This is a genomic window from Heyndrickxia faecalis (assembly GCF_040267745.1).
Taxonomy (GTDB): Bacteria; Bacillota; Bacilli; order Bacillales; family Bacillaceae_C; genus Weizmannia; species Weizmannia faecalis.
This window is the reverse complement of record NZ_CP158453.1, coordinates 1,281,821-1,294,743: the sequence shown is the minus strand read 5'-3', so window position 1 is coordinate 1,294,743 and position 12,923 is coordinate 1,281,821. Positions and strand designations below refer to the sequence as shown.

Sequence of the window (12,923 nt, the reverse complement as noted above, 5' to 3'; positions counted from 1 at the left end):
CTGTAACCAGGCAAACCATCCGCCCTTTCCCGTTTCCATCCGCCGGCTTATTTTACAATTGTTTTTGCCAGGCTGGCCGGGATCATGTTTTTGATGGCGCGGTACATTTTTCCGTTAACATAAAAGAATAAACTGATCGAGCCGGCAAATTTGATCATTTTCCGCGACAATTTCTGAACGCTCCGCTGCTTCCTCACCTTTTCATCTGACAAATAAACAGCCAAAAGCCCCCGGTTAATCAGCTTATGGAATTTTTCATTCGGAAGCCGGGCCGTATGTTTATCCGCCTCCTGCAAGAAATGCTTCAGCCGCTTAAACAGCTCTTCTTCTCCCGGGTAATAAAAACAAAAATTCAAATCCCCGCCTTTTTTGTCTTCGTCCTGGTCGATAAAATAATCCAGCAAAATATGCAGCCCCTGAATATAAGGAAAATACCCGTCACGGATAATTTTCGCATATTCAGGGCGGAAATCATCCCGGAGCGCATAGGAAACAAGGCAGAAAATCCCGAGGGTCGAGCCGGAACAGGCGGAAAATTCATACCATTCCATATCCGGAAAATCCGCCTTGTAGTGCAAAAACCATTCCTTTAGCCGCGGCACCCGTTCCTCTACGCGCACATGTTTATGTACCTGCAGATCCGAATAATAACGGCAAAGTTCCAGCAAATAAGGCTGAATGGCTTTATATTGGGGGATGCGGCTCAACACAACCTGGCATGTCCGCACGAGTTCATGCAAATAACCGCCGTCATCCTGGTCCTGCCTGTGCCGGTAATAATTTTTCAACGGTGCGCCGACCGTAAGCGCATCGGACATGGACTCGTGCAGCGCCCGGAAATCAACCGGGTCAAGCGATGTGCTGCGGTCGCATAAATTATCAAGATAGTCGCTGATCGTCTGGTATGCGACAATAAACCGGAAAGCCGCTGTCCGCTCTTCCATTGCCAAAAGGCCGAGAATCGACCCGCCTTCGCAGTGGAACGTTTTATGCTGAATGCTGGCGAGCGCCTGTGTCTTTAATTCATCATTGGGAATCCGGCGTGCCTTTTCCCGCCAGTAATGGAGTTCATGGTGGACAGCCGGCATCACCCGGCGGTAAACTTGCGCCATTAATGAGATCGGATAGGATGGGATTGTCACAAGCGTCACCTCATTCTAATATATAGCCTAACGTGCGGAGCCGGTTTTCCACAAAATTTTTCGCATAAAGGAAAACATCTTCCCTCTCCGGTTCATTGAAAATTTCATGGTAGCATTTCGGCCATTCTTTGTATAATTTTTCGGACACGGAAGTTTGGTTAAACCAATTCACGACAGCTCCCTTGTCCACAATTTTATCACTTCCGGCCTGCATGACAAGAAACGGGACGTCCGGCAGCCGCACGGTATCCATGTGTGCCTGCCGCATGGCTGCGAGCAGCTCGCGGTACCAGCGGACAGACACTTTTGTCAGCATCAATGAATCGTTGACCGCCTGCATTTGAATATCCTTATTCCGTGTTGCCATTTGCACGGTCAGCGGGCTGTTAAAGCGGAGGCCCGGGGCAATCCGGTTTAACCCGATTGAAAGCAGGCCGAGCAGCTTTGAAGGATACTGGACAAGCCCGAGGCACGGCGAGGAAAGCATAACCCCCGCAATTTTCAGATGTTCCTTCTCAAGCAGCCGGATGACCGCCAGCCCGCCCATGCTGTGGCCGAGGAGAAAAATCGGGAGGTCGAACTGGTATGCTGCCGTCACCCACTCTTTTATCTCTGTTGTATATTCATCAAAGGAATCAATATGCCCCCTTTTTGCTCTCGACGTCATCCCATGGCCGGGAAGATCACCCATCACAACATGATAGCCGCTTGATCTCCACATCTCAATCAGCCAGCTGTAGCGGCGGTGATGTTCCATCGCGCCATGGACCATGACGATGACTGCTTTTGGGTTTTCATCTGCTTCCCATTTCCACATGTTCCTGCCTCCTTCAAAACCTGCGAAACCATCCTGCTTTTATTTTACCCATAATCCTTCTGTTCTGAAAAACATATGCCATTTTTAATCCGATTTATTCACAATTTGTTCCCAATTCTTTAAGATAAAAGAAAAGATCAAAAAAGGAGGGTACGAATATGATCTATGCTTACAATGGAAAAACCCCTTTGATTGCGCCGACCGCTTATATCGCAGACAATGTGGCCATTACGGGGGACGTTGAAATCGGCGGCCAGTCCGGCATCTGGTTCGGGACCGTCATCCGCGGCGATGTCGCACCGGTAAAAATTGGGCAAAAAGTGAATGTCCAGGATAACTGCGTCCTGCACGAAAGCCCGCAAACGCCGCTCATACTGGAAGATGAAGTGACGGTCGGCCACCAGGTAATTTTACATAGCTGCCATGTCCGGACAAAAGCTTTGATCGGCATGGGTTCAATTATCCTTGACGGCGCCGAAATCGGGGAGGGCGCTTTTATTGGCGCCGGCAGCCTTGTCACGCCCGGGAAAAAGATTCCGCCGCATACGCTTGCATTCGGCCGCCCGGCAAAAGTGATCCGCGCGCTTACCGAAAAAGATATCCAGGATATGCGCCGCATCGTCCGTGAATATGCTGAAAAAGCGCAATACTATAAAAATGCCGCCGGGCGCTGACAAAGGTTAACGGCGGGCACCGGCAGCCGCATTGTTTTAAGCCGCAAACAGGCGAAAAAAGCATGATAAAAATAGGGCCATACTGCTAACCGGGTTTAAAAACCGCCGCGATGCAAAGCTTGCGGGCATGTGCGAAAAAAAGCGTTATACGATAAAGGGCCTGCCCCCGTTTCCGATTGATTACGGAAGCGGGGCCAGACCCCCCTTTTTTCTGTTACAACGAAGCGCCGGCAAGCCGCCCTTGTGCTCCTTTTTGAAAATCGTACTTGTCTTCCATATACACGGCATGCCACAGCATGAAAATCAGCACGGTCCAGATTTTCCGGCTGTAATCCAGCTTGCCTGCACAATGGTCTTCCAGCAGTTTTAATACATATTGTTTGTTGATGATGTCGTCCGTCGGGCTCGTTTTGATGATCTCTACCGCCCAATCATGCATTTCATCTTTCAGCCAGTGGCGGATCGGAACCGGGAACCCGAGTTTTTTCCGGTTCAGCACATGGTCTGGCACGATGCCTTCCACTGCTTTTCGCAAAATATACTTCGTTGTGTTATGGGACGTTTTTAAGCCCGCCGGAATTTGTGAAGCGACCCGGAACACTTCTTTATCCAAAAACGGCACACGCAGTTCAAGCGAATGGGCCATCGTCATCCGGTCCGCCTTCAGCAAAATATCGCCGCGCATCCACGTATGGATATCGATATATTGCATCCGGTCAACCGGGTCGTAGCCTTTCGTTTCATCGTACAGCGGCTTTGTGATATCGCGGTAGTCAAGGCTGTTGTTATAAGTCAACAGCAAGTCGCGTTTTTCTTCTTCCGTGTACATTTTCGCATTGCCGATATAACGGTCTTCCATTGGCGTGACACCGCGTTCGATAAAGCTCTTTCCTTTTACCCCTTCCGGCAGCACTTTCGCCAAAGCCTTCAAAATTGATTTTCCGGCAGCCGGAATTTTATCAAAAACTTCAAGCGACTGCGGTTCACGGTAAATATTATAGCCGCCGAACAATTCATCCGCGCCTTCGCCGGACAGAACAACGGTCACATGCTTTCTTGCTTCACGCGCCACAAAATAAAGGGGTACACAAGCAGGATCTGCGAGCGGATCGTCCATATGCCAAATAATTTTTGGCAGTTCTTTCATATATTCCTCCGGCGTGATCACATAGCTGATATTTTCAACACCGAGTTTTTCCGCCGTTTCTTTGGCAACATCAATCTCGCTGTAGCCATCGCGTTCGAAGCCGACGGAAAATGTTTTAATGCCCGGGTGGAACTGTTTTGCAATCGATGCCGTAATCGAGGAATCGATCCCACCCGACAGGAATGCGCCAACCGGTACATCGCTGCGCATATGGACTTTCACCGAATCAATCATTACGTCACGCACTTCTTGAATAAATTCGTCCTCGCTTTTATGAACCGGGTGGAAGGATGCTTTCCAATATCGTTTGATTTCCATCGGTTTGCCAATTTTTTTCACAAAATAATGGCCCGGTTCAAGTTTCCGGATGTCTTTTGTCATGGTGAAAGGTTCGGGCACAAATTGGTAGGTTAAATAATATTGGACAGCATCATAATTCAGTTCTGGTTTTTCCATGGCAAGCAAAATGCTTTTCTTTTCAGAACCGAAATACATTTTATCGCCGTCTTCATAATAGAAGAACGGTTTAATGCCGAACGGGTCACGCGCGCCGCAAAGCGTTTGTTCCTGCTTATCCCAGATCGCAAACCCGAACATCCCGCGCAGACGTCCGATTGCTTTTTCGCCGTAACGGCTGTACATGGCAAGAATGACTTCCGTATCCGAATTCGTTTCGAATGTCATCCCTTCTTTTAGCAGTTCTTCACGCAATTCCACATAGTTATAAATTTCGCCATTAAAAATAATCCAGTACCGTTCGTTTTCGTATGTTAAAGGCTGGTGCCCCGCCTCGATATCGATAATGCTCAGGCGCCTGAAACCGAACTGGATATGCTCGTCTTCATAAAAGCCTTCATCATCCGGGCCGCGGTGCTCAATCATATGATTCATCTGTTTAAACCGTTGCCTGTCTTCGTCTGATAATGTAACGGGATGGTCATGGACGCAGCCAATAAATCCGCACATGTAAAAAGTCACCTACTTCATTTCGATATACTCTATTGTAAATTTATTTCTTTAAAAAACAAATGCATTTCCGCCAAAATTTGACGGCCAAATTCTGCACATGTAATATAGTTTAGCATGTTTTCCGCCAGTTTGCAGGGTTTTTGTTAAAAATGAGGCAAACAGGATTCCTTATTCCCGCCGTTTTATGAAAAAGAGCGGCCTGTATACCAGGCGCGCTCTTTTTCATATTATTTTCCGATATGATTGCGGGCGAATTCGTTCAACGCCCCGGCTTTGTCCGTTTTTTCCCAAGGCACATCCAAATCATCGCGGCCGAAATGCCCGTACGCAGCGATCTGCCTGTAAATCGGACGGCGCAAGTCGAGCATTTTGATAATGCCGGCCGGGCGCAGGTCAAAATGAGCTTCGACCGCCTCGATCAGCACTTTTTCCGGCACTTTTCCGGTCCCAAACGTATCGATGGAAATAGAAACGGGCTTCGCCACCCCGATCGCATACGCAAGCTGTACCTCGCATTTTTCCGCAAGGCCTGCCGCAACAATATTTTTCGCAACATAGCGGGCGGCATAAGCAGCGGAACGGTCCACTTTCGTCGGGTCTTTCCCGGAAAATGCGCCGCCGCCGTGACGGGCATAGCCGCCGTAAGTGTCGACAATGATTTTGCGGCCGGTCAGCCCCGCATCCCCTTGAGGGCCGCCGATAACAAAGCGGCCGGTCGGATTAATCAAATACTTTGTATCCGCATCGAGCAAGTGTGCCGGCACAACCGGTTCAATGACGTATTTTTTCATATCTTCCTGGATTTGTCCGGCGCTGATGTCAGGATCATGCTGCGTTGAAATGACAATCGTATCAATCCGGGCAGGCTGGTTGTTCTCGTCATATTCAACTGTCACCTGTGTCTTTGCATCCGGGCGCAAATACGGGATCACTTCTTGTTTGCGGAGTTCAGCAAGACGGCGGGCAAGCTTGTGGGCAAGCGAAATGGGAAGCGGCATCAGCTCTTCTGTCTCATTGCAGGCAAACCCGAACATCAGGCCCTGGTCGCCGGCTCCGATTGCCTCAATCTCTTCGTCGCTCATCCCGCCTTCGCGGGCTTCCAAAGCCTGGTTAACGCCGCGCGCAATATCTTCGGACTGTTCGTCAATCGATGTCAGCACCGCGCAGGTTTCCGCATCAAACCCGTATTTCGCGCGCGTATAGCCGATCTCTTTAATGGTCTTGCGCACCACTTTCGGAATATCCACATATGTATTGGTGGAAATTTCCCCCGTGACGAGCACAAGCCCTGTCGTGACGGAAGTTTCACAGGCAACGCGGGCATTCGGGTCTTTTTCTAAAATGGCATCCAAAATGGCATCGGAAATCTGGTCGCAAATTTTGTCCGGATGGCCTTCCGTCACCGATTCCGATGTGAACAAATGCCGTCCTTTTAACATCCGCTTTTCCTCCTTATATGGTTACATATTGGAAACGGTACTCATACCCTAAACTCGATTCATTTCATGTACAAAGCCAAAAATAAAAACCTTCCCCATTCATCATGAGTGGAAAGGTTTTGACTTCAATCAATCGCGCCTTTCACTCTTATCGTTCAAGGAAACATTCCTTGCTGCAGGTTAGCACCTTTGCCTGGAAGTCAAGCGGCAGCTGCGTTGCGAGCGCATTGCCTGTTCCAGAGGCGGGTTGCTGGGTTTCATCGGGCCCGTCCCTCCACCAGCTCGGGATAAGAGTATCCGTTCAAAGTAAAATCATACGCAATTTAGCAGGCGCTGTCAATGATTTTTTCGCCCTTCTCCCCTTTGTCCTCTGCATTTTTCCCGGAAAAAAGTATGTAATAAACGGATGAATATGTTATACTGATATCGTTTAAAGTGAAATAAGTTATTCAAAGGGGCGGTTTATGAAAATGGATCTGATTGGCGCTTCTGACGATTTAAAGTTTTTGTTGTCGGGGGAAAACGTACGCATGCAGCTTTCCGTGCCACAATTAATGGAAAAAATTATCGAACGGAAAGAAGCTGTACTGACAACGGAAGGGGCCATTTCTGCAGCAACAGGAAAATATACAGGAAGGTCACCGAAAGATAAATTTATTGTCGTCGACTCCGAATCAAAAGACCGTGTCGACTGGGGCAAAATCAACCAGCCGGTTTCTCCCGGCGTGTTCAACAGGCTTTATGAAAAAATGGTCCGGCATTTAAAAGGGAAAGACGAAATTTTTGTGTTTAAAGGTTTTGCGGGTGCCGATCCAAAAAGCCGCCTTCCGATCCAGACCGTGAATGAGTTCGCCTGGCATAATTTATTCGCGCATCAATTGTTTATCCGGCCGGATGCGGAGGAGCTCTATCAACACGATGCGCAATTTACGATTCTTTCCGCGCCGCTGTTTAAGGCAGACCCGGCGCTTGACGGCACGCATTCCGAAGCGTTCATCATGATTTCACTTGAACGCCGGATAATTTTGATCGGCGGGACGGAATATGCAGGCGAAATGAAAAAAAGCATTTTTTCCATCATGAATTACTTGCTGCCGCAAAAAGGCATCCTTCCCATGCACTGCTCCGCCAATACTGGGAAAAACGGCGATACGGCCCTGTTTTTCGGCTTGTCCGGGACCGGGAAAACGACGCTTTCCGCCGATCCGGAGCGCGCACTTATAGGGGACGATGAGCACGGCTGGTCCGACAGCGGTGTCTTCAATATTGAAGGCGGATGCTATGCAAAGTGCATCGGGCTTACGGAAGAAAAAGAACCACAAATTTACCAGGCGATCCGTTTTGGGACCGTACTTGAAAATGTGGTCGTAGATCCGGTGTCCCGCAAACCGCAATATGACAACAATGCACTGACGGAAAATACAAGGGCTGCTTACCCGATTGAAAACATCGGCAATATTGCCCGCTCCGGCATGGCCGGCCATCCGTCAACCATTATATTCCTGACGGCCGATGCATCCGGTGTCCTGCCGCCGATCAGCAGGCTGACAAAAGAGCAGGCCATGTACCATTTCTTAAGCGGTTACACTTCTAAACTGGCCGGTACCGAACGCGGCGTCACGCGCCCGGAAGCCGTGTTCTCCACTTGCTTCGGCGCGCCGTTTTTGCCGCTTGAGCCCGCCGTTTATGCGGAAATGCTCGGCGAGAAAGTTGACAGGCACAACGTCCAGGTATTTCTTGTCAATACCGGCTGGACAGGCGGCCCGTACGGAACCGGTTCCCGCATGAAATTAAGCGATACGCGGGCCATGGTCCGGGCTGCGATAAACGGCAAACTGAAAGATACCGAAACACGGCAGGATGATATTTTCGGGCTACACATCCCGGTTCATATTGAAGGGGTGTCAGATGACGTCCTTTATCCGGCAGATACATGGACGGACAAGCAGGCTTACCGTGAAAAAGCGTTCGAACTTGCAGCCCGGTTCAAAGAAAATTTCCGGCAATTTTCGGTGCCGGATGACATTGAAAAACTCGGCGGCCCGCTTATATAAGCATAAACGGGAGCCCGCATTTTAAATTAAAATGAGACTCCAATTAAATTGTGGTATGCTCATTTCTGTAAAAGCGGAAACGCTGCAGCAACCCAAAAGGTTACGGCGAGTACCAAGGGTCTGCTCATTTAAGCAAAAGCGGAAACCCAGTTAAAACCAGGTGCTTGTCTGGACGGCGCTGATTCCTTCCTGCACTGCCCATTGATGGTGGGCACCGGCCATTTTTTCCACAGCCTCGTGAAGGTTGAGCCATTCCAAGTTATGGCTTCCTTTGCGGGGCTGTTCCCATTTTCCTAAATAAAACAGGCCTTCATCCATGGACCGCGCGCCCGTTTCCTGTGCCGCTTTGCCTAAAAAGCCCGCGATTTCAAGTTCCGCGCCGACTGTCCGCATCAGGCAGGCAAGTTCAGACTCCCCGCGGCTGATTTCCCCACCCGGCAGCCTGTAGCCGCTGCCCGATGGCACCACCCCGACTTTTTCTTTTTTCGCATCAAAAATGACGGCATATGCGCCGCAAGCTTTTTTGTAGTCCGTTTCCATCTTTGGACTTCTCCTCCTTTTTCAAGCAAATGCGGAAGGCCGGCCCTTTACCTCAAGTATTCGATTCTGGCGGGAGTAGCTGCCAGCCTTTTTAAATCGCTGCGACCAGTTCTCTTTTCCAGTTTTAGAAGCCGGCCTCTCTTCCGATTAGTATTTTCAATCCTGCCCATTTCATCCCGAAGAACCAGGCTGGCGGCACACTTGCAAGACGTGTTGCGTTCGCCAATATTCCTGTCCACACCGGTCTAGGCCCAGTTGAAAAATTTTAGCAGTTCCATTCACCAATACTCCGGCACCACTCCCGCCGGATCCGTTCTTTCTCCGCGCTACCCGCAAGCTGGTTCACCATTCACAAGGCATTGCCCTTTGGCCGAATTCCGGCGTTCTCCGCAAGACCAGCCAGGCATTACACTTGTAAAATTCCCTTCCGCCCGTCCTGATAAACTAAACAGGCGCCGCGGACCATGGTGCGGCGCCTGTTTAATTCGGCGTGTTCAAAGAAACCAATTCATAGTGAACGATCGTTGTATTGTTTTCCCATTCCAGTTTGCGGATGACAGCGCTTCCGCTCGGCCCGTGTTCCTTCTTTTTCCGGATTTCAACCGGCGTATCAAGCGGATACACGCAGTATCCCGGTTGTTTTAGCAAAAAGAGGTTTTGCTCAATACGCTCTTCTTTTCCGTTCGTCACGAGCATCGTATCGAGTTCCATCGGCATTCCCATTCGGCTCACCTCCGTCGTTGCTTCTATTGTATCATGTGCGGAATGCCTTTTCATCCAAACGCTGGCAGCATGGACAACCCGCCGGTTTACAGGCGGCGGGAAATGGTGGCCAAGTTCCGGGAAATACCATGTTTCAACCGATTTTCCAAGCTGTTTGAGACCGTGTTCGAGACGAATGGCGTGTTCCACGGACACATTTTGATCCTTCTCCCCGTGGATAACGAGAACGGGGCAACCAATTTGCCCGAGCTTATACAGTGGCGTCCGCACCCGGTACCGTTCCGGATATTTTTCCGGCGTGCCCCCGATCACGCGCTTCATCATTTTTCTTAAATCGACCCGTTCCGCATAACAGAGCGCAACATCCGAAACGCCGCCCCATGTGACAATAGACGCGGCCGGCCGTGCTTCCGCGGTGCCGAGTGCCATGATGCCGCCGCGGGAAAATCCGAAAACGTGGACACGCCCGCTCACCCGCTCATTCTCCATCAATACGTCAAAACCAAAATACGCATCATGCATATCGTCTCCGCCAAAGTCTTCATCGCCTTCCCCGCCCCAGTTGCCGCGGTAAAAAGGCGCGAAAACGATAAACCCTTCCGACGAAAACTCGCCGATCCGCGCCGGCCGCACCATCCCGACGCTTTTGATGCCGCCGCGTAAATATAAAAACCCGTCATAAACGCGCCCGTCATCCGGCTCTGCCAGCAACCCTTTCACTTTCAAGCCGTCCGACCAGTATGTCACAAGATACATGCGCACACGCGGATTTGGGGACGGAAAAAGCTGCTTTTCGATCACGGTCTTCAAATTGCATCACCTTTTCAGTGCTTCGTTTAATTGATCCGCTGCAAAGATTGCCTCTTTATCTTGTACAATATCGCCGGGTTTATTGCCTTCTCCAAGAATGTAACCGTCAAAACGCATGCCTAAAAAGTCAAAAATATATGCAAACTGCTGAATCAGCGGCAGCCCTTTGACACGCGGCATATCCCCGCCGACTGCAATCACATAAATTTTTTTCTCCGCCATTCTTTTTTTAAAATCCGGAAACTGCGGATCCCGCAACGTTTGCGACCAGCGATCGATGAAGTTTTTCATCAGCCCCGACATCCCGTACCAGTAAATCGGCGTTGCAAAGATAATCGTATCGCACATGAAAATATGCTGGATGAGAATGCTATAATCATCCTCCACTTTTGAAAACCCTGAATCCGTATGGCGCTTGTCTTCGATTGGAAGAATATGCGCATCTTTCAAATAGAAGCGCTCCACATGCATGCCTTCCACTGCCCGCTCTGTCAGCATCTCTGTATTGCCGCGCGGGCGCGAACTTCCGTAAATCACTGCAATCGTCATGGCTGTACCCTCTTTTATCCATTTACTTTTACTTTCTATGTTAGTATGTCGGCCGCAGCCTTCGCCTGTCAAGCAATTCGGATTCCAGCGATTTTCCAAAAAACTTTTAAAACCCGTCCAGTTTCAGTTAAAATAAAGGTATTGGAAAAAATTAAAAAAACGCTGAACTGTAAACCATTTTGAAGCAACAGGTTCATAAAAAGGAGATTGACTTTTAATGACCTATTATTTAGGCGTAGATATCGGTACAACAACAACAAAATCTGTTTTATTCGGCGAAAAAGGGAAAGTCATCAGCATGCACCATGCAGGCTATCCGCTTTACAGCCCATCCCCTCAGGTCGCCGAGCAAAATCCGGATGAAATTTTCCGTGCTGTCATTGACTCGATGAAAACAGCGATCGTAAAAAGCGACATTGATCCTTCCGAAATAAAACTTGTTTCGTTCAGTTCCGCGATGCACAGCTTGATTGCAGTGGACAAAGACGGAAAACCGCTAACCAACTGCATTACTTGGGCGGACGCACGCGCTAGAAAATGGGCTGAAAAGATAAAGAATGAATGGCACGGCCAGGACATTTACAGGCGGACCGGCACCCCTATCCATCCGATGTCCCCCCTTTCCAAAATCACATGGCTCCGCCACGAGGAACAGGAGCTGTTCAAAAAAACGTTCAAGTTTATCGGCATTAAAGAGTATATTTTTTACCGCTTTTTCGGGCAGTATGTCGTCGATTATTCGCTTGCCTCTGCGACCGGCCTTTTTAACCTCCACGACCTGGACTGGGACAAAGAGGCGCTACATGTGGCCGGCATTACAGCGGACAAGCTGTCAAAACCTGTGCCGACGACCTTTTCCCTCACCGGGCTTGCGCCGGAATATGCGGTCGAAACCGGCATTCCGCAAGACACGCCGTTTGTTGCCGGCGCAAGTGACGGGGTGCTTTCAAATCTTGGTGTGAATGCAATCGACCCCGGTGTTGTCGCGATCACGATCGGGACAAGCGGCGCGATCCGGACCGTTACCGACAAACCTGTGACCGATCCAAAGGGAAGGATTTTCTGCTATGCATTAACGGAAAACCACTGGGTCGTTGGCGGGCCGGTCAATAACGGCGGCATGACGTTCCGGTGGGTGCGCGATGAACTGGCCGCAGCTGAAGTCGAGACGGCAAAACGGCTCGGCATTGATCCGTATGAAGTGCTGACGAAAATTGCCGCCCGTGTTGCCCCGGGATCGGACGGACTCATCTTTCATCCGTACCTGGCCGGCGAGCGCGCACCCATTTGGAACGCGGATGCAAGGGGCTCGTTTTTCGGCCTTGGCCTGCACCATAAACGCGAGCATATGGTCCGCGCCGTGCTGGAAGGCGTGATTTATAATCTCTATACGGTCATGCTGGCGCTTCAGGAAATGATCGGCATTCCGAAAAAAATCCAGGCGACCGGCGGCTTTGCCCGCTCCGATTTGTGGCGGCAAATGCTCGCTGATATTTTCAACCAGGAAGTCGTCGTGCCGGAAAGTTTTGAAAGCTCCTGCCTCGGGGCGATCGTCCTCGGCATGTACGCGCTCGACGAAATAGATGACTTCTCGGTTGTCTCCGACTGGATCGGCGCCACGCACACCCATCGCCCGATTCCGGAAAACACTGCGGTATACGAAGAGATCCTCCCAATTTACATCCGGATCTCCCGCCTGCTTGAAGGGGAATACACCAACATTGCCGCATTTCAGCGAAAATGGGTAAAATAACACACACGTAATGGTGAAAACAACAGACACACATGGATTTGATAGGGCCGCCATTTGCTTTTGTTCATTCTGCAAATGGCGGCGTTTTTTGTAAAACTAGGCCGCCCACTTTGCGAGATCCAATTCGCAAATGGGGGCGTTTTTCCCAAAACCCGTTCGTTCGCTTTGCAAGATCCAATTCGCAAATGGTGGTGTTTTTCGCAAAAACAGTTCGTCCGTTTTGCCTTTAGAAAGACACAGTGTGGGGGTGTATGGAAGACAACCATTCCGCTTTAAAATTTGCGAAGGACCTGGGTTGCAAATAGG

The 12,923-nt window shown here is 49.8% G+C and carries 10 protein-coding genes and 1 riboswitch; of the genes, 3 read left to right on the top strand and 7 right to left on the bottom strand.

The window, feature by feature from the left end:
- Nucleotides 1-47: 47 nt before the first annotated feature.
- Together ABR335_RS06110 and ABR335_RS06105 are read right to left on the bottom strand one after the other, a co-directional pair.
- Complete coding sequence (locus ABR335_RS06110) at nucleotides 48-1,142, bottom strand: tetraprenyl-beta-curcumene synthase family protein (RefSeq protein WP_029141463.1); 1,095 nt, start codon at nucleotides 1,140-1,142, stop codon at nucleotides 48-50.
- Between the two features lie 10 nt (nucleotides 1,143-1,152).
- Complete coding sequence (locus ABR335_RS06105) at nucleotides 1,153-1,959, bottom strand: alpha/beta hydrolase (RefSeq protein WP_013860014.1); 807 nt, start codon at nucleotides 1,957-1,959, stop codon at nucleotides 1,153-1,155.
- A gap of 158 nt (nucleotides 1,960-2,117) precedes the next feature.
- Here ABR335_RS06105 and ABR335_RS06100 point away from each other — a divergent pair, with 158 nt between their 5' ends.
- Entirely contained in the window at nucleotides 2,118-2,633 is a 516-nt protein-coding gene (locus tag ABR335_RS06100; protein ID WP_013860015.1) for a gamma carbonic anhydrase, read from the top strand.
- 214 nt (nucleotides 2,634-2,847) lie between these two features.
- Here the strand turns inward: ABR335_RS06100 and asnB are convergent, their stop codons facing one another.
- Both asnB and metK read right to left on the bottom strand, forming a co-directional pair.
- Entirely contained in the window at nucleotides 2,848-4,746 is a 1,899-nt protein-coding gene (gene asnB / locus ABR335_RS06095; protein WP_350346664.1) for an asparagine synthase (glutamine-hydrolyzing), read from the bottom strand.
- A 230-nt stretch (nucleotides 4,747-4,976) separates the two neighbouring features.
- Nucleotides 4,977-6,188: a methionine adenosyltransferase gene (metK, locus tag ABR335_RS06090; RefSeq protein WP_251459898.1), complete on the bottom strand. Its 1,212-nt coding sequence runs from the start codon at nucleotides 6,186-6,188 to the stop codon at nucleotides 4,977-4,979.
- A 145-nt stretch (nucleotides 6,189-6,333) separates the two neighbouring features.
- Nucleotides 6,334-6,482: riboswitch (SAM riboswitch) on the bottom strand.
- 170 nt (nucleotides 6,483-6,652) lie between these two features.
- Here metK and pckA point away from each other — a divergent pair.
- Nucleotides 6,653-8,242 (top strand): phosphoenolpyruvate carboxykinase (ATP), encoded by a 1,590-nt coding sequence (gene pckA, locus ABR335_RS06085; protein ID WP_017550244.1) that lies wholly within the window; start codon nucleotides 6,653-6,655, stop codon nucleotides 8,240-8,242.
- A 150-nt stretch (nucleotides 8,243-8,392) separates the two neighbouring features.
- Here pckA and ABR335_RS06080 read toward each other — a convergent pair whose 3' ends face one another.
- The 3 genes from ABR335_RS06080 to ABR335_RS06070 all read right to left on the bottom strand — a co-directional run bounded on the left by ABR335_RS06080 (nucleotide 8,393) and on the right by ABR335_RS06070 (nucleotide 10,864).
- The gene (locus tag ABR335_RS06080) at nucleotides 8,393-8,782 is read right to left on the bottom strand and encodes a DNA mismatch repair protein MutT (RefSeq protein ID WP_014097652.1); all 390 of its coding nucleotides are present in this window, start codon (nucleotides 8,780-8,782) and stop codon (nucleotides 8,393-8,395) included.
- A 480-nt stretch (nucleotides 8,783-9,262) separates the two neighbouring features.
- Nucleotides 9,263-10,306, bottom strand: a complete 1,044-nt coding sequence (locus ABR335_RS06075; protein ID WP_225620990.1) for a DUF2584 family protein — start codon at nucleotides 10,304-10,306, stop codon at nucleotides 9,263-9,265.
- Between the two features lie 15 nt (nucleotides 10,307-10,321).
- Entirely contained in the window at nucleotides 10,322-10,864 is a 543-nt protein-coding gene (locus ABR335_RS06070) for a flavodoxin family protein (protein ID WP_014097650.1), read from the bottom strand.
- Between the two features lie 217 nt (nucleotides 10,865-11,081).
- Here ABR335_RS06070 and gntK point away from each other — a divergent pair, with 217 nt between their 5' ends.
- On the top strand, nucleotides 11,082-12,617 hold the full coding sequence (gene gntK, locus ABR335_RS06065) for a gluconokinase (RefSeq protein WP_017550242.1): 1,536 nt from the start codon (nucleotides 11,082-11,084) through the stop codon (nucleotides 12,615-12,617).
- Nucleotides 12,618-12,923: the final 306 nt, after the last annotated feature.